This window comes from Micromonospora sp. NPDC047756 (genome assembly GCF_055587245.1).
In genome coordinates this window covers 38,574-61,630 of the sequence record NZ_JBVJGQ010000001.1, presented here as the reverse complement: position 1 = coordinate 61,630, position 23,057 = coordinate 38,574, and the positions used below count along the sequence as shown (strand labels likewise).

Below are 23,057 nucleotides of genomic sequence, written 5' to 3'. Positions count from 1 at the left end.
CACCGTCGGGGCCACGTCAGACCGGTGACGGTGGCCCCACCGGCCGGGATGCGCGCAGGGGGCATGCATCCCGGCCGGGTCCGCCGCGTGCGCGACAGCGCCTTTCGGCTGGTTCTGGCGTCGACGCAGCGCTGTTCACGAGCGTGTCTCGGGAGATCCACGTTCGGCCCCTAGCCGGGAAGGTCCGGCGGGGCTAGCGTCTAGGCATGGCACGGGGTTCTCCCGAGCCAGCCGGTCCGCCCGGATCTGCGACCTCGCGCATGGGGTTCCGCATCCGACCCCGTGTCCCCGGGCACCGGAGGAGGCGGAACACGGGTGGCGGGTGCCCATCCGTCGGAGCAGGCCTGTGACGACTCGCCGTACCATCGCCGGTGCCGACCAGACCCCGGCCGCGACTGCCACGCCCCGCCGAGCCACCAGGAGCCGCCGTTCGGCGGCCGCCGCGCCGGCCGACCCCAAGGAGCCACGACCAGCGGGCCAGGCCTTTGTCCTGGACACGTCGGTGCTGCTCTCCGATCCGGCGGCGTTCCACCGGTTCGCGGAGCACGAAGTGGTGCTGCCCCTGGTGGTGATCACCGAGTTGGAGGGAAAGCGGCACCATCCGGAGCTGGGCTGGTTCGCCCGACAGTCGCTGCGGATGCTCGACGACCTGCGGGTTCGGCACGGCCGGCTCGACCGCCCGGTGCCCGCCAACGACGTCGGCGGCACCCTGCGGGTGGAGCTCAACCACACCGACGACGGTGTTCTGCCGCCCGGTTTCCGCAACGAGAGCAATGACGCCCGGATTCTCTCCGTCGCGCTCAATCTCGCCGCCGAAGGGCGGGAGGTGACCCTGGTCAGCAAGGACATGCCGTTGCGGGTCAAGGCGGCCTCGGTCGGACTGCGCGCCGACGAGTACCGCCATGGCCAGGCCAGCGACCCGACCTGGACCGGCATGTCGGAGATGGAGTTGAGCGAGGAGCAGATCGGCCAGTTGTACGCCGGCGAGACGCTCGACCTCGACGAGGCGGCCGGGCTGCCCTGCCACACCGGTCTGGTGCTGCACTCGGGGCGCGGTTCCGCGCTCGGTCGGGTGCTGCCGGACAAGTCGGTGCGACTGGTTCGGGGCGACCGGGAGGCGTTCGGGCTGCACGGCCGCTCGGCCGAGCAGCGGGTCGCCCTCGACCTGCTGTTGGACGAGTCGATCGGGATCGTCTCACTGGGTGGCCGGGCCGGCACCGGCAAGTCGGCGCTGGCGCTCTGCGCCGGGCTGGAGGCGGTGATGGAGCGCCGCCGGCACAAGAAGGTGATCGTGTTCCGCCCGCTCTACGCCGTGGGTGGCCAGGAGTTGGGCTACCTGCCGGGCTCGGAGTCGGAGAAGATGTCGCCGTGGGCCCAGGCGGTCTTCGACACGCTCGGCGCGGTGGTGCACGAGAACGTGCTGGAGGAGGTCACCTCCCGGGGCATCCTGGAGGTGCTGCCGCTGACCCACATCCGCGGGCGCAGCCTGCACGACGCCTACGTCATCGTGGACGAGGCCCAGTCGCTGGAGCGCGGGGTGCTGCTGACGGTGCTCTCCCGGATCGGGCAGGGCTCCCGGGTGGTGCTCACCCACGACGTGGCCCAGCGGGACAATCTGCGGGTCGGCCGGCACGACGGGGTGACGGCTGTCATCGAAGCGCTCAAGGGTCATCCGCTCTTCGCGCACGTCACCCTCAGCCGTTCGGAGCGATCTCCGATCGCCGCGATGGTCACGGACCTTCTGGAGGACATCCCGATCTAACGGGTATTTTGCGGGCTTATGTCCGCATTTTTGGTGTGGCGCAGATCACAAACCGTCTGGTTGGTTTCCCATCCGCCTCACTGTGCGCAATCGTGTCCCACGAGCGTCCACGCACCACCGGAATCGTTGCTGATCGAACGCCGCGAGGCGGACGACATCGGCGAAGGTCGGTGCGTCGGCGCGACCGGCAACCGGTCGGGGCGCTCGTGGCACGGCTGACGGTCCACCTGTGGTCTGCGCCGCGCCGCGTCCTTGCTCCCGACGAAGGGACCACTTCGTGAGTCGGCTGTGGAGCCGGTTGGGCGCCCGTACGGCTGCTGTCGCGCTGCTCTCCGTGGGCGTTGCCGGTGGCTTCTACCTGGGCGAAGACCGGGAAACCCAGCAACAGGGTCTGACCGAGCAGGTCAGTCTCGAGGTCGACCGGGCCGACCTCGCGTACCAGCGCGAGCGGCAGGCCGCCCACCAGGTGCAGCTCTCCAAGCAGCGGGCCGCCGAGTACCAGGCCAAGCTGCGGGCGAAGCAGGCCGCCAAGGAAGCCGCCGAGCGGGCCCGCAAGGCCGAGGCCGCCGCGGCGTCCCGTAAGCGCGAGCGCGAGGCGGCGAACGCGCCCGCCAAGCCGTACGACGGGCCCATCCCGGCCTCCTGCGCGGAATACAGCGGCAACCGCAAGATCGGCTGTGCCCTGATGATCGACAAGGGCTTCGGCATCGCGGAGTTCCCCTGCCTGGAGAAGCTCTGGACCAAGGAGAGCGGCTGGAACCACAAGGCCAACAACTCCTCGTCCGGCGCGTACGGCATCCCGCAGTCCCTGCCGGGCAGCAAGATGGGCTCGGTCGCGTCCGACTGGCGCACCAACCCGGCCACGCAGATCATCTGGGGGCTGGGCTACATCAAGGGCAGGTACAAGACGCCCTGCGGCGCCTGGACCTACTTCCAGAACAACAACCACTACTGACGGCTCTCGAAGGCGGGGCGGGTGGCTCTCCACCCGCCCCGCCTTCGCGCGTACTCGGACGGAACGTGAGTGGCGGTCGGCCGCTTTTGCTGATAGCAGTTGTCAGGTGAGCCTGCACCCGCCAAGCGGCGACCCGTTCCGGTTCGGCACCGAGGCGTTCTACGCCTCGCTCGGCCGGGCGTTCGTCGCCATGTGCGCGGTGGTCCCGTTCCTCTTCCTCATCGAGGCCGTCGACCAGGGGCTCGCGTTCGGCCTGGACGCCACCGCCGGCATCATTCCGCAGCGCATCGACGGTCTGGACGGGGTCTTCTTCTCGCCGTTCCTGCACCACGGCTTCGACCACCTCTACAGCAACAGCATTCCGCTGATCCTGCTGGGCACCTTCGTCCTCGCCGCCGGCGCCCGCCGGTTCCTCTGGTCGACGCTGGTCATCATCCTGGTCAGCGGCCTCGGCGTGTGGTTCACCGGCTCACCCAACTCGGTGGTGGTCGGCGCCAGCGGAGTCATCTTCGGTTACCTGGGCATCCTGCTCACCCGAGGCATCGTCGAGCGCAGCTGGTGGAACTTCGCGGTTTTCCTCCTGGTCGGTCTGCTCTACGGCTGGCAGCTGGTCGGCATCCTCCCCACCGACGAGCGGATCTCCTGGCAGGGGCACCTGTTCGGCCTGCTCGGCGGGGTGGTGGCGGCGATCCTGTTCCGTCGACGGCGACCCGCACTGGACGGCCCGGACTACTCGGGCTCCACGCTCAGCCTGCCCTGAGGCGATTCTCCGGCGCGCCTCTGGGACGTGCTTGCCCGACCGTCGCCGCCCGCTTACGGTCGAGATCAGCAAGCGTTGATCCGTGAGCGGAAAGCGACGGTACGTCATGCGCGAGGTCGATATCGCCGTGATCGGGGCCGGTCCGGCCGGCCTCTTCGCCGCGTACTACGCCGGGTTCCGGGGGCTGTCGGTGGCGGTGATCGACGCGTTGCCCGAGCCGGGCGGCCAGGTCACCGCCATGTACCCGGAGAAGCTGATCCTCGACGTCGCCGGCTTCCCCGCCGTCAAGGGTCGCGACCTGGTGGCCAACCTGGTGGCCCAGGCGGCACCGTTCGGCCCGCAGTACCTGCTCGGCACCCGGGCGGAGAAGCTCGCGTACGCCGACGGCCGACCGGTGCTCGGGCTGGCCGGTGGCGAGCAGCTCGCCTGCGGCGCGGTCGTGGTCACCGGCGGGCTCGGCAGCTTTAGCCCCCGGCCGTTGCCGTGCGCCGACGGCGCCCCCGGCTCGGGGATCCTCTACTTCGTGACCGAGCCGACCGAGCTGACCGATCGGGACGTGCTGATCGTCGGTGGCGGCGACTCCGCGTTCGACTGGGCGCTGGCCCTGCAACCGTTGGCCCGGTCGGTGACCCTGGTGCACCGCCGGGAGAAGTTCCGGGCCCACGCCTCGACCGTCGCCAGGGTGCTCTCCCTGCCGGTGCGGGTGGTGGTCAACGCCGAGGTCACCAGGCTGCTCGGGGACGGCGAGGTGACCGGCGCCGAGGTGACGGTGCGCGGCGGCGCGACCGAGACGCTGCCGGTGGACGTCGTGGTGGCCGCCCTCGGCTTCACCGCCGACCTGGGCCCGCTCGCCGAGTGGGGGCTCCGGCTGGACCGCCGGCACATCCTGGTCGACAGCGCGATGGCCACCAACCTGCCCCGGGTCTTCGCGGCGGGCGACATCACCGAATATCCGGGCAAGGTCCGGCTGATCGCCACCGGCTTCGGTGAGGCGGCGACGGCCGTCAACAACGCGGCAGTGGCCATCGACCCGAGCGCACACCTCTTCCCCGGGCACTCCTCCGACGCCGGCTGAGCGTCGGTATCGGACCCAGACCGACCCGAGTCCGGATCGAGACTGCTCGACCGGATCCTGAGACGATGACGGGTTCCGAGACACCGCGGGACGGCGCGCCCACCACGCTGTCCTGGCTCTGCCACCCCGTAACCCTGGTCGCGCTGGTCCTGCTGCTGGTCAACGACCATGTGCTGAAGGTGGCCGTCCCTGGCCCGGTGACCGGCAAACTCAGCGACGTCGCCGGCTTGGTGCTGGCACCACCGCTTGTCGCGGTGCTGCTGACTCTCCTAGTGCCACAGCTGCCGTCCCGGGCCGCCGCGCTGGCCGGCCTGGTCGCGGTGGGCGCCGGGTTCGCGGTCGTCAAATCCAGTGGGTACGCCGCCGAACTCGCCTCCTCGGCCTGGACCGTGGTGGCCGGGCCGTCGCTGGTCCGGGCCGACTGGACCGACCTGCTCACCCTGCCGGCGCTGGGCCTGTCCTGGTGGAGTTGGACGCGATCACGTCGCCGCCCGGTACGCCGACGGACCGCCCGACTGGTCCGGTTGCTGGTGGTGCTGCCACCGGCGGTGCTGGCGGTGGCAGCGACCAGCCCCGCCTACTGGCCGTACGCGGTGGGCACCGCGATGCTCGACGACCAGCCGGCAGTGTCGTTCGGCGAGGGTGGCAGCAACCAGGACTGGCCGACCGGAGCCGCGGACGGCGAGTGGTGGGTGGGTGAGCACGGGGGAGCCAGTTGGCGGCCCGCCGAGCCCGCCGAGGAGGGGCGGTTGTCCCGCCAGGCCGTCGGGCAACGACAGGCGTGCGTGCCGACCGAGCCTCAGCGGTGTTACCGGGCGGTCGCCGGTCAGCTGCGGGTGGAGCAGAGTGACGACGCCGGCGTCACCTGGCGGGTGGCCTGGGAGGTGTCGGACGCGCGCCGCGAGGAACTGGCTCGCCGATCCTACGACCCGGGTGACGTCAGCGAGCACTTCGCCTCCCGCGATCTGATCGTCTATCCCGTGGTCGGCGGCGGCCACGAGGTGCTGGTCGCCAACGGCCGGGACGGCATCCTGCGCCGGAATTCAGATGGCTTGTGGCGACGGGACGGCTTCCTGGAGCAGCGGTTCTCCACGTTCCCGGTGTGGGAGGAGCCGCCCCCGCTGGACGGCGGTGGCCCCGGCGATCGCCAGACGGATCTGCTGCTCGCCGTCGCGCTCGCGGTGACCCTCGGCTGCGCGGTCACCGTGCTCGCCGGTCACCTGGCGATCCGGCGCGGTGGCGGTCCGCGCTGGTGGGGTTTCGCCGGCAGCGTGTCATTGCTGGTCGTGGGGATCGTGTTGGCTGCCGCCTGGAATCGCGACGACGACACCCGGACGTTCATGGCCCTGCTGCTCGTTCTGGCAGTGGGCGTCCTGGCCGCGCTGGCTCTGCTTCTCCGCGCCCGCTATGAGGGCGTCCTGCGGCAGTGGACCAGGTGGGCCCTCACCGGGTTTCTGCTCACCGCGTTCCTGTCCGGGCTGCCGCTCGTCGGTTGGCTGTACGGCATCCCGGCGCGCACCCGGTTCGCGGTGGCGCTCGCCCTGCTGGCCACAGTGCCGGGCGTGCTGCTGGCCGTCCGGATCGCGAAGCTGGTCGACCCGGCCCGGGGTTTCGAACGCCGGTACCCGCCGCGCCCGCACTATGCGCCCTATCCGCCGCACGGGCCCTATCCGCCTGCGCCCTACCCCGCGCGCCCGCCGACGGTGCCTGATCCGCCCTACCCGCCGCAGTGATCCCTCCGGCGGGCGGCCGGTCAGCGGCGGGGGGCGGGCGGCGCCAGGGCGGCGATCAGCACTGCCACCATGGTCAGCGCGGCCCCGAGCAGGGTGTTCACACCCGGGTGCGAGGCCGCCGTGGGGAGGATCAGGTCCAGTAGGACCGCGCCCACGATCTGACCGGCGATGGTGGCCAGGCCGAGCAGCAGCACACCCGTGAAGCGCACGATCGCGGCGGCGATCGCGATGAACACGATGCCGATCGGGCCGCCCAGGTAGAGCCACGGCTCGGACGGAAACTGACCGCCGGGCAGGCCGCGTACGGCGATGTCGATCGCGAACGCGACGAGCAGGGTGGTGGTGCCGACGGCGAAGTTCACGAGCGTGGCGGTCAGCGCACTGTCGGCCGCCGCCCGGACCCGGCCATTGACGGCCTGCTGCCAGGCGATACCCACCCCGGCCAGCAGTGGTAGCAGGGCCAGCGCCAGCGCGCCAAGGTCGCCAAGACGGTCGCCGACCGCCAGGCCGACCGCCAGCACGGTGAGCACCGCCCCGGCCAGCCGCTGCCGGGTGACCGGCTGCCGGCCGGTCGGCCCGATCCCGGCCCGGTCCACGGCGAGGCTGCTGCCGGTCTGGCCGGCGACCACCGCCACGGTGAACACCGCCACGCCCAACGTGCCGATGGTCAGGCCCTGGGTGGCCACCAGGAAGGCCCCGCACATCCCGCCGAGGCACTGCCAGGGTCGCAGCGTGCCGGTCCGCAGGGCCCGACGCGTCGCGACCAGACCTCGCCGACCACCGGGGGTCGCGGGCACCAGCACCAGCAGCACCAGCAGACCGACGCCGAACGAGACGACCGCGGCGGCGAAACCGTCGTCGAGGCGTACCCCCAGCTCGCCGTTGATGCGCGACTGCACCGCCACGGCGACCCCGGAGGCCGACGCCAGCGCGACGCCGGTGATCCGGCGGGCGGCCGACAGGGTCTGCGGGGTCGCCGTGTCGGTGGACGTCACTCCTGCTCGGCCAGCGGACGACCGTCGAAGTCGACGGCGGAGTAGAGCGCCAACTTCTCCAACCGGTGGTACGAGTCGATCACCCGGATGGTGCCGCTCTTCGAGCGCATCACGATCGACTGGGTGTACGCGCCGCCCGCCCGGTAACGCACCCCGCGCAGCAGGTCGCCCGAGGTGACCCCGGTCGCCACGAAGAAGCAGTTGTCGCCGGTGACCAGATCATCGGTGCCCAGCACCCGGTCCAGGTCGTGCCCGGCGGCGATCGCCTTCTCCCGTTCCGGCTCGTCGCGCGGCCAGAGCTTGGCCTGCATGGCACCGCCCATGCACTTCAGCGCGCACGCGGAGATGATGCCCTCCGGGGTGCCGCCGATGCCCATCAGCACGTCGACGTCCGACTCGCCCCGGGCCGCCGCGATGGTGCCCGCGATGTCGCCGTCGGAGATGAACCGGATCCCCGCCCCGGCCCGGCGGATCTGCGTCACCAGGTCGTCGTGGCGTGTGCGGTCCAGCACACAGACGGTCACCTCGGAGACGTCGGTGCCCTTGACCTTGGCGATCCGGCGCAGGTTCTCGGCGACACCGGCGTTGATGTCGATCACGTCGGCGTACGCCGGCCCGACCGCGAGCTTCTCCATGTAGAACACGGCGCTGGGGTCGAACATCGCACCGCGCTCGGAGACGGCGAGCACCGCCACCGCGTTCGGCATCCCCTTGCTCATCAGGGTGGTGCCGTCCACAGGGTCGACGGCGACGTCCACCTCCGGGCCTGTGCCGTCGCCGACGTGTTCACCGTTGAAGAGCATCGGGGCGTTGTCCTTCTCGCCCTCGCCGATCACCACCACACCGCGCATCTGGATCGAGTTGATCAGCTTGCGCATCGCGTCGACAGCGGCCCCGTCGCCGCCCTCCTTGTCGCCCCGACCGACCCACCGGCCGGCGGCCATCGCCGCGGCCTCGGTGACCCGGACCAGGTCGAGGGCAAGGTTTCGGTCGAGATCCTGCGGGATCCGCGTCCTGGTGTTCGTCATGACGGCTACTCCTCCTCGCGACGGTGCGGGGACGACCGGCGACGGGGAGGCCCCCACTGCCGGCTTTGTCGCTGATCCTCACACGATGGCCGACCGGGCGTCGGCGCGGGGCGGTGATGGCCTGGATACCGCCGGTCGGGCGGCTGCGAAGATAACGGGGTGGAACCCGCACAGCCTGCCGACCGCGTACCCGCCGACAGCACGCCGCCCGACGGCCAGCCGCCGGCCGACGTCCCCGCCGGCCGCGGTGGTGAGCCCGCCGCGACCGACCCGACCCCACCGCCGACGGCGGTGTCCGGCAAGTCCGAGCGGTCGCCGAAGGACATGGCGATCTCGCTGCTGGTGCTGCTCGTCCCGATCGCGCTGCTCCTGGCGTTCTACCGGGGATTCCTCGGCGGCGACCAGGCCACCACCGTCGATCCTGCGCCCGCCATCGAGCAGGCACGTTCGGCGAACGTCTTCCCGGTGAGCCAGCCACAGGGTCTCGGCGCCGACTGGAAGACGGTCAGCGCCCGCTACCAGACCGTCGAGGGCGGTGCGAACCTGCGGCTCGGGTACCTCACGCCGGAGGGGCGGGGCGTCCAACTGCTGCAGAGCAGCGTCCCGGCGGACCGTCTGCTCCCCGCCGAGCTGACCAGTCAGGGTCAGCCGCAGGGCCCCACCGAGCTGGCCGGGCGCGCGTGGCAGCTCTACACGGCCCGGGGGAACCAGCAGGCGCTGGTCCTGCTGGAGCCGACCCGCACGGTGATCGTCGTCGGCGACGCCCGGGACAACGAACTCCGCGAACTGGCCGGCTCACTGCGCTGACCGGACCCGGTGGGGCGGCCCCGCCGGGGCTGAATCTGGGCAACCGGCCCGAAGGGTGATTGTCCGACGCGTCGACAGGGAACAAGGAGGGGGTGATCCGGGCGCGCTGCTCGGCCCGGATCGCGCGACGCAGCCGACGGTGCTGCTGCGTCGCCGGAGTGTCCGGCGCCGTCCAGGTCGTCGGGTGACCCCCTTGGGAGACACGTATGACTGTTCGACGACTCGGCGCCGGCCTGGTAGCCGCCGCCCTGATCACGCCCGCACTGGCCGCCTGCGCCAGCGGAACCGGCACCGCCGGATCGACCCCGTCCCCGACGGTGAGCGCGTCCGGCACGGCGAGCCCGTCCGGTGCCCCGGTCGCGGGCGACGCCAAGCAGGCGCTGCTCGACTCCACCAAGGAGATCAGCAACGGGAACTTCCGGTTCACCCTGGCCGGCGCCGGGTCGACGGCGGAAGGGCTCGTGCACCAGCCGAGCCAGAGCGCGGCGATGAAGATCGCGATCGGTGGTCCCTCGTCCGACCTGGCGATGAAGCTCGACGTGATCCACTTCAAGCCGGACAGCTGGGTCAAGCTGGAGCTGAGCGGCCCCACCGCCAACAGCCTGCCCGCCATCAAGCAGCTCAATCTCGGCAAGTACCAGCACCTCGACCAGACCCGGATCAAGGGCAACCGCAGCCTCGGCTTCGACTTCGAGAAGGTCGACCCGGCCGGCAGCGCGGTGCTCACCCAGGGCATCACCGAGGTCCGCAGCACCGGCACCGGCGCGTACGCCGGCACCATCGACGTCACCAAGGCCGCCGAGGCGGGCTCCTTGAACGCCGCCACGATCGCCGCGCTGGGCACCCAGGCGAAGACCGTCCCGTTCACCGCGAAGGTCGACCCGCAGGGCCGGCTCAGCGAGCTGGTGCTGCAGATGCCGGCCGCCGGGCAGACCGCCGCCCAGGAGATCAAGATGACGTACTCCGACTACGGTGCCGCCACCGCCGCGCAGAAGCCGCCGGCGGACCAGGTCGTCGAGGCGCCGGCCGAGCTGTACAGCCTGTTCAACTGACGTGCCGAGGTGGGGCGGCTCCGGCCGCCCCACCGGCGGTCGGTCAGGAGGCGGGTTCCTGCCGGGCGGCGTCGATCCGCGCCCGCGCGCCATCCAGCCAGCGTTGACAGATCACCGCCAGCGCCTCGCCGCGCTCCCAGAGGGCCAGCGACTCCTCCAGGGACGTGCCGCCGGCCTCCAGCCGCTCCACAACCGAGGCCAGCTCCGCGCGGGCCTGCTCGTAACTGAGCCGCTCGTCCGGCCCGGCCTTCGTGTCGTCAGTCATCGCGTTCATCTCAGCACACCACTCCCCACCGCGCCGCGTCGCCACTCAGCCGTCGACGGTGGCGGCCAGCTCGCCCTCGGCCAGTCGTACCCGCAGCGGGTCGCCCTTACCGACCTCGGCCGCCGCGCGGACCACGTGGCCGTCCGCGCGCTGCACTATCGCGTACCCCCGGTCCAGGGTGGCGGCGGGGGAGAGGGCGCGGAGTCGGGCGAGGGTGTGCCGCAGGTCGTCCTCGGCGGCCGAGAGCCGGTGCTCAAGGCAACGGCTGGCCCGCTGGCGCAACGCGGTCAGCTCGGTCGCCCGGTGCTCCACCATCACCTGGGGTCGGGCCAGCACCGGTCGGGAACGCAGCCCGTCCAGCCGGTGCGTCTCCCGGTCGATGAGGTTGCGCACCGCCCGTTCCAGGCGGTGCCGGGCCTGTCCGATGAGGCGTACCTCCTCGGTGAGGTCGGGGACGACCCGCTTCGCCGCGTCGGTCGGGGTGGAGGCACGGACGTCGGCGACGTAGTCGATCAAGGGCGCGTCCGTCTCGTGGCCGATCGCGCTGACCACCGGCGTACGACAGCCGAACACCGCGCGACAGAGCGCCTCGTCGGAGAAGGGCAGCAAATCCTCGATGCCGCCGCCACCCCGGGCGATGATGATCACGTCGATGCTCGGGTCGGCGTCCAGCACCTTCAGCGCGTCGACGATCTGTGGCACCGCGGACGGACCCTGCACGGCCACGTTGACAGTGCGGAACTCCACGGCCGGCCAGCGCCGCCGGGCATTTGTCAGCACGTCCCGCTCCGCCGCCGACGCGCGGCCGGTGATGAGCCCGATCCGGCCGGGCAGGAACGGCAGCCGACGCTTGCGGGCGCGGTCGAAGAGCCCTTCGGCGGCGAGCAGCTTCTTGAGCTTCTCCAGTCGGGCCAGCAGCTCCCCGAGCCCCACCTGACGAATCTCGTCGGCCCGCAGGCTCAGCGTGCCCCGGGCGGCGTAGAACTCGGGCTTGGCGTGCAACACCACACGGGCGCCCTCGCGTAGCTCCGGCGCGCCGGAGTCCAGGACGTCCCGGTTGGTGGTGACGGTCAGGCTCAGGTCGGCCGATGGGTCACGCAGGGTGAGGAAGACCGTGCTGGCCCCCGGGCGGCGACTGATCTGCGCCACCTGCCCGTCCACCCACACCCAGCCCAGCTTGGCGATCCAGGCCCCCACCTTCTGGCTGACCACCCGTACCGGCCAAGGCTCCTCGGCGCTGCTAGCCCCGCCGCCCCCGCTGCCCCCGCTGCCGCTTCCCACCCGCCCACCCTCGCTCACCCGCCCACCCTACGGACCTCCCCGGCCTGGCCCGTCGATCATGAGGTTGTTGCCCTCCGTGCCGGCGTGTCGCAGCAACAACTTCATGATCAACGCAAGAGGGGGTGGGGCGCGGGCCGGTGGCGGGTGGTGGGGTGGCACGTACGATGGGGGGGTGACTGAGGCTCAGGCGACTCACCGGACCGGCAAGCGCGTGCTCCTGGCCAAGCCCCGCGGCTACTGCGCGGGTGTCGACCGCGCCGTGCAGACCGTGGAGGAGGCGCTGAAGCTCTACGGCGCACCGATCTACGTGCGCAAGCAGATCGTGCACAACAAGCACGTGGTGCGGACCCTGGAGGCCCAGGGCGCCATCTTCGTCGAGGAGAACGAGGAGGTGCCGGAGGGCGCCACCGTCATCTTCTCCGCGCACGGTGTGGCGCCGGAGGTCCACGAGCAGGCCAAGGCGCGTTCGCTGAAGGCGATCGACGCGACCTGTCCGCTGGTCACCAAGGTGCACCACGAGGCGCGGCGGTTCGCGGCCGAGGACTACGACATCCTCCTCATCGGCCACGAGGGGCACGAGGAGGTCATCGGCACCGCCGGCGAGGCCCCCGCGCACATCCAACTGGTGGACGGCCCGGACGACGCCGACAAGATCACCGTACGTGACCCGGAGAAGGTGGTCTGGCTCTCCCAGACCACGCTCTCGGTCGACGAGACGCTGGAGACGGTGGCCCGCCTCAAGCAGCGGCTGCCGCTGTTGCAGTCCCCGCCCAGCGACGACATCTGCTACGCCACCTCCAACCGGCAGCACGTGGTCAAGGAGATCGCCGCCGACTGTGACGTGATGATCGTGGTCGGCTCGACGAACTCCTCCAACTCGGTTCGCCTGGTCGAGGTCGCCGTGGACGCCGGCGCGCGCGCCGGTCACCTGGTCGACTTCGCGCACGAGATCGACGACGCCTGGCTGGAGGGGGCCACCACGGTTGGCCTGACCTCGGGCGCGAGCGTCCCGGACGACCTGGTCCAGGAGGTGCTGGTCCACCTCGCCGCCCGCGGCTTCACCGACGTCGAGGAGATCACCACCGCCAACGAGCGGCTCACGTTCTCGCTTCCGCAGGAGCTGAGGCGGGACATGAAGGCCGCCGCGGGGCGCGGCTGAAGCACGGGAACGAACTCGGGTCGGCGTACGTCAGATTCGGCATGAGGACTCTTCGGCTCGCCGTCCCCGCGCTGGCCGTCTGCGTGGCGCTGAGCGCCTGCGGCGGCCAGGGTGTCGGGGGCGGCACCCCCACCCCGACACCGACGGGAGCACAGCCGGTGACCAGCCAGCCCACGCCCGACCCGACGCCCTCGCCGGAGACCGGCACCCGGAGCGTGCCGCCCGGTCTGAAAACTCCGAAACCGGGCGGCCCGAGCACGCCCCCGGGCGTCGGGGCCACCACCCTGAGCGGCACCGTGCAGGGCGGTGTGGAGCCCGGCTGCGTGCTGCTCGACGGTTACCTGCTGCTCGGCGGCCCGCGAGAGGTACTGACGCCGGGCGCCCGGGTCGAGGTCACCGGTCGCGTGGAGCCCGGCATGATGACCACCTGCCAGCAGGGCACCCCGTTCGTCGTGACGGCAGCCCACCGGTCCTGACCCTCTCCACCCCGACATGCGGGAGCCCGCCCCCGGACGTGGGGGCGGGCTCCTGCCGGTGTTACGAACGGATCAGTTCACCGCACCGATGGACACGGTGCCGCGACCCACGATCGCACCCTCGCTGGTGACGATCGCCAGTTCACCGGAGAGCTGACGACCGTCGGCCGGGACGGCCACCGCGGTCACCGTGCCGGTGATGGTGGCCGACTCACCGTGCATCAGCGGCACCGCGACGGCCGGAGCGGTGATCGTGCCCAGCGACGCGGACGCGAACGCGTCGTAGTAGTCGTAGGCGGTGCTGGTGCCGGGCCCGTCGACCCCGTACGGCTCCACCACGACGCGGTAGGTGCCAGCGGGCGGGTTGGTCAGCGTGACCGCCTCCTCCGAGTCACCGTCCGCGGCCCGGCCGACCTCGGTGGTACCCCGGTAGACGAACAGGTCCAGGTCGGCGCCCGCGTTGGCGGGGTTGCCGATCCGGGCGGTGAACGTCGACGTACCCGCCGGGATCTCGACGGTCCACTCCTGGTTGGGACCGCCCTCGGTGATGGTCGGACGCTCGGTCCGCACACCGGTCAACGCGCCGCTGCGGCCGCTGACCGAGACCGGACCGAAGGCGTTGGTGACCTTCCAGCTCACCGGGGTCGGCTCGGCGGCCTCGACACTGGGCAGCTCGACCAGCGCCGGCTCGACCGTCAGGCCCTGCACCCGCACCTGGAGCTTGAACGGGTTGTTCAGCGCCGGGGACGTCCGCCGCGACTCCACCTCGATCTCCCAGACCCCGGGAAGCGGGTTCTGGTAGTCACGCTCCTGCGGCTTGCAGACGTTGACGTCGGAGAAGTTGGTGTAGCAGACGGTGCTGGTGGTGGCCTCCACCGGCACACCCAACGGGTTGATCGCGATGAACCGGGTCTGCGAACCGGTGGCGATCCCGGAGAGGTTCACCTGGAGTGCCTTGGCGCCCTCCGGCACCGTGACGAAGTACGACGTGAAGCCGTTGCGGTCGACCGAGCCCTCGTTCGCGTACGAGAAGGTGGGCTTCTTCACGTCGTTCGAGGCCACCACCACGGTGGACACCTCGAAGTCGACCACGTTGGTGGCCGGGTCGTCGATTCGCATGATCGCGCCGTGCGCGCCCTCGGCGGTCGGCTTGGCGGTCACGTTGACGGTGACGGTCTTGTTGAGCGGCAGCGCGACGGTCTTCGGCGCCTTGAACGTGCCGTCGTTGCCCTGGAGCGTGACATCGTGCTTGATGGTGCCGGCCGGACCGCTGGTGCGGGTGAGCTTGACCGGGTAGGTCTTGCTCTGGCCGACCTTGTGGCCGCCCTCTGACGAGGTGCAGCGGTTGTAGACGCCGGTGCCCCGACCCGGGTTCGGCACGAACTTCACGCCGTTCCAGATGGTCAGCTGCTCCGACAGGGGGCTGCAGACCGGCGCGTCGGAGACGTACGACCGGGTTTCGACGCCCTGGCGCAGCAGCTGCCAGGCACCCGGAACGTGGACCATGCCGTAGCCCTGCGCGTACGTCGGCACGTCCGCGATCGGCTTGGCGGAGCTGAACAACGCCCGCCGCAGTGCCGCCGGGCTGACGCCCCGGTCGGTGGCCTTGGCCGCCGAGAGCAGCAACGCGCCGGCACCGGCGGTCTGCGGAGACGCCATCGAGGTGCCGTTGAGCATCGCGTAGCCCGGAGGCAGCGCGTAACCGGCCTCGGCGACCGGGGCTCCGAGCTGCCAGGTCGGTGCGGTGGAGATGGCCGAGCCGGGGGCGGCGATGTTCGGCTTGAAGCCACCGTCCTCGCGCGGGCCACGGGAGGAGAAGTTGAACAGGGCGTTCTTCTTCTTCACGACCGAGCCGTAGTTGGCCAGCCAGGTGTCCTTGCTGATGTTGGCGGCAACGCTGATCACGTTGCTGGCCACCGACGGGTCGCCGACGGTGTTGAGACCCGGGCCGGAGTTGCCGGCCGAGATGACCAACTGCACGCCGTACGTCTCGATCAGTTCGTTGTAGAGGTTCGCCCGCGCGTTGTTGCCGTCGTTCAGGCCCGGGAGGCCGCCGATCGACATGTTGACGATGTCGACGCCACGGTTGGCCACCAGATCGATCATGCCGGTGGTGAGGGCCGCCGCGCTGCAGCCGCCGCCCCAGGAGCAGGCACGGGCGGAGACCAGCTTGGCGCCCGGCGCGGCACCGTCGAAGGCGCCGTTGCCGAGCATGTCGTTGGCGGCGGTGATGCCGGCGACGTGGGTGCCGTGGGTGCTCTCGACGATGCCGATGTTGACGTAGTCGTAGGCGCCCGGCAGGCCGATCGGCGTGGTGTTCACGTTCTTGCGGAACTCGACGACGAAGGGCTGCCGCTCGGCGACCGGGGTCGCCGGGTTGTCGGTACCGAAGTAGCCGATGTCGTACTTCTCCTTGTACGGCCGCATGATCGGGTCGTCGGTGAAGTTGAGGTTCTGGTTGGCGTCCACCCGGATGTTGTTGGTGGCCGGGTCGAAGAGCACACCCCAGGTGTCGGTCGTGTCGCCGTCGCGGTTGACGTCGCCCCGGGCGTCGCTCGCGGTGGTGACCGACTCGCTGAACAGGTTGAACCGGTACGAGCCGGCCGGTGCCGTCCAGGTCCCGCCGGCAATGGTGAACGACGGGCCGGTGACCTCGGCCTGCATCCGCCGCCACGAGCCGTCCTCCAGCGGATCGGTCGCGGTGACCCAGTCGACGATCTTGCGCTCGCCGGTGGTGGTCTGCTGCAACGCCGGGTGGGCCAGGTCCACACCGGAGTCCATGATGCCGATCGTGACGCCCCGGCCGTCCCACTCGGGGTGGGCCGCGGTGAACGCCACCGCGCCGGTCTCGTTCGTCGGCATGTAGGGGTTGTCGGCCGGGGTGGTCTCGCCCGGCGCCGCGACCGCGGCCTGCCGCGCGCCGGCGGTGCCGGTGGCGGTGCGCTCCGGGGCCGGGTCCGGCAGTTGGATGACCTCGTCCAGGTCGACGGCCGAGACGCCGGGCAGCCGCGCCGCCTTGAGGACCCGGTCGGTCGGCACCTTGGCCAGCACGAAGCCGACCCGGTCCTGCCGCTGGCTGACGGTGCCGCCGAGCTTGGTGAGGCTGTCGGCGACGTCCCCCGCCTCACCCTTCTCGGTGGCGACGATCAACGTGACGGTCGGAGCCTTCTTGGCGCGGGCCTCACTGAGCAGTTTGGCGTCGTGCGCGCCCAGCGTCTCGGCGGCGGTGGCCGGGGAAGCGTCCGGTGTGGTGGCGGGGGCGGCGGCCGCGGTGGCGGCACCACCCATCGTCGTCATGGCGCTGGCCGCCAGGGCCGACGCGAAGAGCGCGGCTGAGGTGCGCCGGCTCACATTTCGGAGTCTGCTCACGTTCTCTTTACCTCCAGAGAACAGGGCCCTTCTGAGAAGGGCGCTCGGGTGAGCAGAATCTTTCGGGGTAGCGGCGAGCACTGTCACTACTGGTCAGTCCCTTGTGACCAGTTCGTGACATGCGGGTATACGCACTGTCACATGATTGGCGAGCGGTTCGAGACCTCGTCACCGGCCGGATCGGCCAGCTCGGGTGCCTGCGGTTGCCGGGGCGTCAACTCGACCTGGGCCGGGGTGGCCAACTCGTCGTCCGAGACGCCCAACTCGGCGAGCTTGCGGGCGCTGACCAGCACCCGGGCCTCCAGCGAGCCGACCGCCCGGTTGTAGGCGGTCACCGCACCGGCCAGTGAGGACCCGAGCTTGCCCACGTGGTCGCCGAGGGTGGAGAGCCGGCCGTACAGCTCCCGGGCGAGAGTGTGCACGGCGAGCGCGTTGCGGGCCAGTGCCTCCTGCCGCCAGGAGTAGGCCACGGTACGGAGCAGCGCGACCAGAGTGGCCGGCGTGGCGAGCACCACGTTGCGGGCGAAGGCGTGCTCCAGCAGCGACGGGTCCCGCTGGAGCGCGACGTCGAGGAACGGGTCGGCCGGGACGAACAGCACCACGAACTCGGGTGAGTTGTCGAACGCCGACCAGTACGACTTGGCGGCCAGGGCGTCGACGTGCCCCCGAAGGTGCCGCGCGTGCGCGTCGAGGTGAGTGTCCCGGCCGCGCTCGTCGCGGGCCTCCATGGCTGTCAGGTACGCGTCGAACGGGGCCTTGGCGTCCACCACCACCGATCGACCACCGTGCAGGCGAACCACCAGATCCGGTCGGACGACCTGCTGGTCGGTGGTGGCGGTGACCTGCTCGGAGAAGTCGCAGTGCTCCAGCATCCCGGCGGCCTCGACGATCCGGCGCAACTGGTGCTCGCCCCAGCGGCCCCGCACCTGCGGTGCGCGCAGCGCCGCCACCAACTGCTTGGTCTCGGTGCGCAGCTCACCGGAGACCGTGCTCATCGAGCGGACCTGCTCCCGCAGCTCGGCGTACGCGTCGACGCGGTCGTGCTCCAGCTCGGCCACCCGCTGCTCGTAGCGGCGCAGGGTGTCGTGCAGCGGCGCGACGGCCCGGGCTACCGCCTCCTGGGACTGTGCGGTGGCCTCGTAGCTCAACGCCCGCATGGACTGCTCCAGCCGACCCTCGCCCTCCCGGGTGGCGGCCAGGGTGGCATCCAGCCGGGCGATGTCGGCGGCCGACCGGGACCGGGCCGCGAGCCAGCCCACCGCCCCGCCGGCGCCGAGGCACACGATCACCACAAGCAGCGTCGAGACGTCCATCACCGGAGCTTGCCAGACGGATACGACGTGCGACCCGGGGGTACGTTCGATGACATGGAACTTGTGCTCTGCCTCGCCGTTGTGCTGGTCGGCGCGCTGGGTGCCGCCGCCCTCGTCCGCGCCCAGGCCGGTGCCCGTCGGCGCACCGAGCTCGGCGACGCCCGTGCGGAGGCGCAGCGGTGGTACGAGCGCCTCGGCGGCCAGCTGATGAACCTGCACGGTGACGACCCGGCGGTACGCCAGGCGCTCGCCGACGCCGGTGAGCGGTACAACGCGGCGGGCTCCCAGCTGGAACAGGCGACCACCCCGCACCAGTTCGGGCTGGCCCGGGAGACCGCGCTGGAGGGTCTGGCGTACATCCGGGCGGCGCGCACCGCGCTGGGCATCGATCCGGGCCCCGAGGTGCCGACCCTGGCCGCCGCCCGTGGTGCGGGGCAGCTCACCAAGGAGCGTGAGGTCGACGTGCAGGGGCAGACCTTCCGGGCCGGGCCGCAGCCTGGTCGGGAAACGCCCTACTACTACCCGGGTGGGCGTTATCAGGGTCGACCGGTGCCCGCCGGCTGGTATTCGACGCCCTGGTGGAAGACGGCGCTGGGTGCCGGCGCCGGTGTGCTCGGCGGCATCCTGATCGCCGACGCGCTCTTCTCACCCGCGTTCGCCGACCCCGGGTACGGCTACGACGCCGGCTACCAGGAGGGCTTCGGCGACGGCGTCGACCAGGGCGGAGACCAGGGCGGGGACTTCGGCGGCGGTGACCAGGGCGGCGACTTCGGCGGCGGCGACTACGCCGGCGGTGACTTCGGCGGCGGTGATTTCGGCGGCGGCGGCTTCGGCGGCGGTGACTTCGGGGGCGGCGACTTCTGACCCCGCCCAATCGGGTCGATCATGGAGTTGTGGTGGCCGATCAGCCCCTGTTGGCGGCCTTCGCGAAGCACCACAAACTCCATGATCGGCGAGGCCAGGGCCCCGAGGCCCGGGCCTCGGAACCCGCACTCGTACCCGTTGATCAGCCGGTGTTGCGCATTCCGGCCGCGATGCCGTTCACGGTGGTGAGCAGCGCGCGTTCCAGGGCGGTGCCGTCGCTCGGCGCGCGTCGGCCGCCCGGTGCGGTGGCGACCGCCCGCCCGGCGGCACCCGACTCCCGGTACTGCCGCAGCAGCGCCACCTGGAGATGGTGCAGCGGCTCCAGGTAGGTGTCGCGGACGGCCAGGGTGCGCTGGAGCACCGGTGAGTTCTCCAACAGAGCCGGTGAGGCGGTCACCGCCAGCACCTCCCGCTTGGTCAGCTCGTACTCCTGCTCGATCTGCTCGAAGATCGGGTGCAGCTTCTTCGGCACCAGCGTCTCGACGTACCGGCGGGCGATGCTCAGGTCGGTCTTGGTCAACATCATCTCGACGTTCGACAGGAACGTGCGGAAGAAGTGCCAGTTGCGGTGCATCTCGGCCAGCACGTCCGCCAGACCGGCCTCGCGGGCGGCGGCCAACCCGGAACCGACGCCGAACCAGCCCGGCACGATCTGCCGGGTCTGCGTCCAGCCGAACACCCACGGGATGGCCCGCAGCCCGGACAGCCCGGCGCCGGTGTTCGGGCGCTTCGCCGGCCGGGAGCCGATGTTCAGCGCGCCGAGCAGTTCGGTCGGGGTGGACGCCCAGAAGTACGCGGGCAGGTCCGGGTCCTCGACGAGCGACCGGTAGGACCGGAACGCCGACTCGGAGACCACGTCCATGGTGGCGTCCCAGCGCTCCAACATCTCGGCCGGCTGCCGGGGTGCGGTGTGCAGCAGGGTCGCCTGGAGCACAGCGGCGAGGGTGAGCTCCAGGTTCTCCCGGGCCAGCGAGGGCAGGGTGTACTTGTCGGAGATCACCTCGCCCTGCTCGGTCACCTTGATGGCACCGTCCATGGTGCCGTACGGCTGCGCCAGGATCGCCTCGTGCGTCGGCCCGCCGCCGCGCCCGACAGTGCCGCCCCGGCCGTGGAAGAGCCGCAGGTGCACGCCGTGTCGGGCGGCCACGTCGCGCAGCGCGCGCTGCGCCCGGTGGATCGACCACTGGCTGGTGGTGATCCCGGCTTCCTTGTTCGAGTCGGAGTAGCCGAGCATGACCTCCTGCACGTCGCCCCGGGCCCTGACCAGCGCCCGGTACGCGGGCAGCGACAACAGCTCGTCGAGGAGTTCGCCGCCGGCGTTCAGCTCGGCCGGGGTCTCCAGGAGCGGCACGAACCCGACCCGGGCCCGCCCGCTGTGTACGTCCACCAGGCCGGCCTCGCGCGCCAGCACCACCGCGGCCAGCACGTCGTCGACACCGAGGGTCATCGAGATGATGTACGACTCGATCACCTCGGTGCCGAACCGGTCCTGTGCCTCCCGGATGGTGCCGAACACGTCGAACGTCTTGCGGGCCGGCTCGGACAGCGACGTGTCCAGCGTCGACAACGGACGGCGACCGGTCAGCTCGTCGGCCAGCAGCTTGGTGCGCTCCAGCCGGGTCAGCGCCGGGTAGTCGGAGACCTCACCGACCGCCTCGTAGAGCTGCGCCAGCACCGCGTGGTGCGCCTCGGCGTGCTCCCGGACATCCATGGTGGCCAGGTGCAGGCCGAACGCGGAGACCGTACGGATGGTGGAGGCCAGCCGGCCGACCGCGGTGAGCTGCCCGGAGTTGCGGGCCAGCGAGGCGCGCAGCAGGTCCAGGTCGGCGATCAGCTCGGCCGAGCCCCGGTAGTCCCGGCCCGGTACGTGTGCGGTGCCCTGGCGCAACCGCAGCCGGGTGTTGGCGAGCTTCGCCTTCACGCAGCGCGCCTTGAGCCGGTACGGCTCCTCCGCGTTGACCCGGCGGAAGCGCTGTGCCACCTCGGGCAGCGCGTCCAGGTCGGCGGCGAGGCTGGCGGAGAGGTCCAGGGAAACTCCGCGCAGTCGGCGGGACACCGAGACCTCGTTGATCAGGTGGTCCATCGCCTTCTCGGTGGCGGCGATGCCGTGCTCGTGCTGGATGGTCAGCACCTCGCGGGTGACCGCCGGCGTGACGAACGGGTTGCCGTCGCGGTCGCCGCCGATCCAGGTGCCGAAGCTCAGCGGCCGGGCCGTCGGTGAGGTCTCCACGCCGAGCGTGCGCAAGGTGTCGGCCAGGTCGTCGAGCACCTGCGGGGCGGCCTCGGCGTACAGGTCGCGCAGGTAGTAGATGGCGTTGCGGGCCTCGTCGGTCGGGTCCGGCCGGTCGAGCCGCAGCTCGTCGGTCTGCCACATCAGGTCCAACAACTCGGCCAGCCGGCGGTTGGCCGGGCCCTCGTCGCTGGCGCCGTAGAGGATCGCGTTGGCGGTCTCGGTGTCCAACTCGTCGGCGATCGCCCGCAACTTGGACAGGATCGAGCGTCGAGCCGCCTCGGTCGGGTGCGCGGTGAAGACCGGTCGCACCGCCAGCCGGCGAGCCGCGTTGGCGATCTCCTCGGCCGGCACCCCGCGCTCGGCGATCATCTTGGCGGCCTGGTCCAGCCAACCGCCCTGCACGGCGCGGCGGCGGCGCAGATCCCGTGCCCGGTGCACCTGCTCGGTGATGTTCGCCAGGTGGAAGTAGGTGGAGAAGGCGCGAGCCAGCTTGGTGCCGGTGGTCACGTCGAGCCCGCCGAGGCGCTGGGCGGCCGCCGGGGCGTCGGAGCGGACCTGGGCGCGGATCTCCTCGACGAGGTCGAGCAGCGGGCGACCCTCCTGGCGGGCCAGGGTCTGGCCGAGCAGGGTGCCGAGTCGGCGAATGTCGGCGCGCAGTGCGGCGTCCGGGCCGTCGTGGTCGTGCTGGTCGGTCACGATGCGCTCCCTTACGTGGGTACGAAGGACAGCGCTGTCCGACTTACTGGATGGTATCCGCGCGGAGCGGATGTCTGGAGGGCCCCCTGGTGATCCACTGCCCGGGGAAGGCTGTTTTCCGGGGTGATCTCAAACACCGTTCCGGTCCGCCGAGGGGCCCGAGCGGGTCGTCGCAGGGTCGGAGGGGGCGGACCGGCGACCCCGGACCAGGCTCGCGCTGACCAGTCCGAGCCCGCCGAGCACCGCCCAGATCCCGAGGGCGGAAGCCGGCCAGCCGGCCGACCGCCAGTCGAAGTACACGGCGGCCTTGGTCAGGTCGTTGGCGAGCCCGGGGATGTTCCAGCGGTGCATGCCGCGCAGCACGCCGGGCAGGAGCTCGGGCGCGTAGATGCCACCGGAACCCGGGTTGCCGAGCACCACCAACAGCAGGATGACCAGCGCGGTGCCCGCGACGCCGAGCCAGCCCTGAACGGCGCTGGCGAACATGGCAGCGGCGAAGACGGCCAGCGCGCCGATGGCGGCGATCGTGGGGACGTCGCCGTGCCAGATGTCCAGGACGGGTCCGACCACCACCGCGCCGGCGATGCCGAGCAGCACGCTGTAGACCGCCAGGGCGGCGATCCGCAGTCCGGCTCGTCGCGCCGTACGGGGGGTGGTGCCGGCGGATATCCCGAGCACCGTCGAGGCGAGATAACCGCCGAGGACGTACCCGACGTTCAGGTAGAAGGGCACCACCCCGCGCGGGTCGGCCGGGGTGACCGGCACCTTGTCGACGATCTGGAGCGGGCTGCCGGCACGGGTGGTGGCGGTGCCGAGGACCTCCTTGATCGCGCTGGTGGCGGAGGGGCCGGAGGCGCTCGCCACGGTGAGGAGCAGGCCGTTGTCGGCTCCGGTGCTGAGTACGGCGTACACCGCGCGGCTGAGCAGTGCGTGCTCGGCGGCGGCCGGGTCGTCGTACCCGATGGGTTCGAGGATGGTGGTCTGGGCGCGCACGGCGTCGAGCGTCGCCTGGGCGCGTTGGTCGCCGGAGACGACGCCGATCGGCAGGTCGCGGGGCGTCGGCTGGTGCAACGCGCCGACGTAGGCCGCGATGAACGTCGTGGCCAGTACGAGGGTGCCGAGGAGCAGTCCGATGCTGCGCGGAGCCCAGTCGCGAGCTGTGCCGTGCGATTCCTTGTCCACGTTGTCAGCCTATGATCCGTTTTGCGGACCGCAGGGCGGATCCAGCCCGTCG

General features: G+C 71.5%; 18 protein-coding genes. 10 read left to right on the top strand and 8 right to left on the bottom strand.

Annotated features, from left to right (window positions below; genetic code table 11):
- The first annotated feature begins 346 nt into the window (after nucleotides 1-346).
- The 5 genes from ACZ6NZ_RS00280 (at nucleotide 347) to ACZ6NZ_RS00260 (ending at nucleotide 6,285) form a co-directional block, all read left to right on the top strand.
- Nucleotides 347-1,762 (top strand): PhoH family protein, encoded by a 1,416-nt coding sequence (locus tag ACZ6NZ_RS00280; protein WP_357202766.1) that lies wholly within the window; start codon nucleotides 347-349, stop codon nucleotides 1,760-1,762.
- A 277-nt stretch (nucleotides 1,763-2,039) separates the two neighbouring features.
- The gene (locus ACZ6NZ_RS00275; RefSeq protein WP_366612642.1) at nucleotides 2,040-2,717 is read left to right on the top strand and encodes an aggregation-promoting factor C-terminal-like domain-containing protein; all 678 of its coding nucleotides are present in this window, start codon (nucleotides 2,040-2,042) and stop codon (nucleotides 2,715-2,717) included.
- A 106-nt stretch (nucleotides 2,718-2,823) separates the two neighbouring features.
- Nucleotides 2,824-3,477: a rhomboid family intramembrane serine protease gene (locus ACZ6NZ_RS00270; protein ID WP_465854502.1), complete on the top strand. Its 654-nt coding sequence runs from the start codon at nucleotides 2,824-2,826 to the stop codon at nucleotides 3,475-3,477.
- Nucleotides 3,478-3,583: 106 nt separating this feature from the next.
- Nucleotides 3,584-4,552, top strand: coding sequence for an NAD(P)/FAD-dependent oxidoreductase (locus ACZ6NZ_RS00265; protein ID WP_366612700.1), 969 nt, complete (start codon nucleotides 3,584-3,586; stop codon nucleotides 4,550-4,552).
- Nucleotides 4,553-4,617: 65 nt separating this feature from the next.
- Nucleotides 4,618-6,285 carry a hypothetical protein gene (locus ACZ6NZ_RS00260; RefSeq protein WP_465854500.1) on the top strand — a complete coding sequence of 556 codons (1,668 nt, stop codon included), beginning with the start codon at nucleotides 4,618-4,620 and terminating at the stop codon, nucleotides 6,283-6,285.
- 20 nt (nucleotides 6,286-6,305) lie between these two features.
- On the opposite strand, the gene ACZ6NZ_RS00255 is transcribed toward ACZ6NZ_RS00260, so the two are convergent.
- Both ACZ6NZ_RS00255 and glpX read right to left on the bottom strand, forming a co-directional pair.
- Nucleotides 6,306-7,280: a DMT family transporter gene (locus tag ACZ6NZ_RS00255; protein ID WP_465854498.1), complete on the bottom strand. Its 975-nt coding sequence runs from the start codon at nucleotides 7,278-7,280 to the stop codon at nucleotides 6,306-6,308.
- On the bottom strand, nucleotides 7,277-8,308 hold the full coding sequence (gene glpX / locus ACZ6NZ_RS00250) for a class II fructose-bisphosphatase (protein WP_465854496.1): 1,032 nt from the start codon (nucleotides 8,306-8,308) through the stop codon (nucleotides 7,277-7,279). The genes ACZ6NZ_RS00255 and glpX overlap by 4 nt, the downstream gene beginning before the upstream one ends.
- Before the next feature lie 159 nt (nucleotides 8,309-8,467).
- On the opposite strand from glpX, the gene ACZ6NZ_RS00245 reads away from it, so the two are divergent.
- Together ACZ6NZ_RS00245 and ACZ6NZ_RS00240 are read left to right on the top strand one after the other, a co-directional pair.
- Complete coding sequence (locus ACZ6NZ_RS00245) at nucleotides 8,468-9,115, top strand: DUF4245 domain-containing protein (protein ID WP_366612633.1); 648 nt, start codon at nucleotides 8,468-8,470, stop codon at nucleotides 9,113-9,115.
- Nucleotides 9,116-9,321: 206 nt separating this feature from the next.
- Nucleotides 9,322-10,167, top strand: coding sequence for a hypothetical protein (locus ACZ6NZ_RS00240; RefSeq protein ID WP_465854494.1), 846 nt, complete (start codon nucleotides 9,322-9,324; stop codon nucleotides 10,165-10,167).
- A 43-nt stretch (nucleotides 10,168-10,210) separates the two neighbouring features.
- On the opposite strand, the gene ACZ6NZ_RS00235 is transcribed toward ACZ6NZ_RS00240, so the two are convergent.
- Together ACZ6NZ_RS00235 and xseA are read right to left on the bottom strand one after the other, a co-directional pair.
- A complete protein-coding gene (locus ACZ6NZ_RS00235) occupies nucleotides 10,211-10,432 on the bottom strand; it encodes an exodeoxyribonuclease VII small subunit (protein ID WP_030328827.1) in 222 nt (73 codons plus the stop codon).
- 45 nt (nucleotides 10,433-10,477) lie between these two features.
- Complete coding sequence (gene xseA / locus ACZ6NZ_RS00230) at nucleotides 10,478-11,731, bottom strand: exodeoxyribonuclease VII large subunit (protein WP_465854492.1); 1,254 nt, start codon at nucleotides 11,729-11,731, stop codon at nucleotides 10,478-10,480.
- Between the two features lie 154 nt (nucleotides 11,732-11,885).
- Here xseA and ACZ6NZ_RS00225 point away from each other — a divergent pair, with 154 nt between their 5' ends.
- Both ACZ6NZ_RS00225 and ACZ6NZ_RS00220 read left to right on the top strand, forming a co-directional pair.
- Nucleotides 11,886-12,872, top strand: a complete 987-nt coding sequence (locus ACZ6NZ_RS00225) for a 4-hydroxy-3-methylbut-2-enyl diphosphate reductase (protein ID WP_465854490.1) — start codon at nucleotides 11,886-11,888, stop codon at nucleotides 12,870-12,872.
- A 41-nt stretch (nucleotides 12,873-12,913) separates the two neighbouring features.
- Nucleotides 12,914-13,348 carry a hypothetical protein gene (locus tag ACZ6NZ_RS00220; protein ID WP_112581935.1) on the top strand — a complete coding sequence of 145 codons (435 nt, stop codon included), beginning with the start codon at nucleotides 12,914-12,916 and terminating at the stop codon, nucleotides 13,346-13,348.
- 72 nt (nucleotides 13,349-13,420) lie between these two features.
- Here ACZ6NZ_RS00220 and ACZ6NZ_RS00215 read toward each other — a convergent pair whose 3' ends face one another.
- Together ACZ6NZ_RS00215 and rmuC are read right to left on the bottom strand one after the other, a co-directional pair.
- Nucleotides 13,421-16,717: a S8 family serine peptidase gene (locus ACZ6NZ_RS00215; RefSeq protein WP_465854488.1), complete on the bottom strand. Its 3,297-nt coding sequence runs from the start codon at nucleotides 16,715-16,717 to the stop codon at nucleotides 13,421-13,423.
- Nucleotides 16,718-16,854: 137 nt separating this feature from the next.
- Complete coding sequence (gene rmuC, locus ACZ6NZ_RS00210; protein WP_465854486.1) at nucleotides 16,855-18,030, bottom strand: DNA recombination protein RmuC; 1,176 nt, start codon at nucleotides 18,028-18,030, stop codon at nucleotides 16,855-16,857.
- Between the two features lie 54 nt (nucleotides 18,031-18,084).
- Between rmuC and ACZ6NZ_RS00205 the strand changes: the two genes are divergently transcribed.
- Nucleotides 18,085-18,894, top strand: a complete 810-nt coding sequence (locus ACZ6NZ_RS00205; RefSeq protein ID WP_465854485.1) for a hypothetical protein — start codon at nucleotides 18,085-18,087, stop codon at nucleotides 18,892-18,894.
- A gap of 142 nt (nucleotides 18,895-19,036) precedes the next feature.
- On the opposite strand, the gene ppc is transcribed toward ACZ6NZ_RS00205, so the two are convergent.
- Nucleotides 19,037-21,823: a phosphoenolpyruvate carboxylase gene (gene ppc, locus ACZ6NZ_RS00200; protein ID WP_366612626.1), complete on the bottom strand. Its 2,787-nt coding sequence runs from the start codon at nucleotides 21,821-21,823 to the stop codon at nucleotides 19,037-19,039.
- Between the two features lie 129 nt (nucleotides 21,824-21,952).
- The gene (locus ACZ6NZ_RS00195; protein ID WP_465854483.1) at nucleotides 21,953-23,005 is read right to left on the bottom strand and encodes a hypothetical protein; all 1,053 of its coding nucleotides are present in this window, start codon (nucleotides 23,003-23,005) and stop codon (nucleotides 21,953-21,955) included.
- Nucleotides 23,006-23,057 lie beyond the last annotated feature (52 nt).

Excerpts from the sequence above, each read along its gene's own strand:
- ACZ6NZ_RS00265 (WP_366612700.1), top strand. The coding sequence starts at position 3,584 with ATGCGCGAGGTCGATATCGCCGTGATCGGGGCCGGTCCGGCCGGCCTC.
- ACZ6NZ_RS00260 (WP_465854500.1), top strand. The coding sequence starts at position 4,618 with ATGACGGGTTCCGAGACACCGCGGGACGGCGCGCCCACCACGCTGTCC.
- glpX (WP_465854496.1), bottom strand. The coding sequence starts at position 8,308 with ATGACGAACACCAGGACGCGGATCCCGCAGGATCTCGACCGAAACCTT.
- ACZ6NZ_RS00240 (WP_465854494.1), top strand. The coding sequence starts at position 9,322 with ATGACTGTTCGACGACTCGGCGCCGGCCTGGTAGCCGCCGCCCTGATC.
- ACZ6NZ_RS00235 (WP_030328827.1), bottom strand. The coding sequence starts at position 10,432 with ATGACTGACGACACGAAGGCCGGGCCGGACGAGCGGCTCAGTTACGAG.
- ACZ6NZ_RS00220 (WP_112581935.1), top strand. The coding sequence starts at position 12,914 with ATGAGGACTCTTCGGCTCGCCGTCCCCGCGCTGGCCGTCTGCGTGGCG.
- rmuC (WP_465854486.1), bottom strand. The coding sequence starts at position 18,030 with ATGGACGTCTCGACGCTGCTTGTGGTGATCGTGTGCCTCGGCGCCGGC.
- ACZ6NZ_RS00205 (WP_465854485.1), top strand. The coding sequence starts at position 18,085 with ATGGAACTTGTGCTCTGCCTCGCCGTTGTGCTGGTCGGCGCGCTGGGT.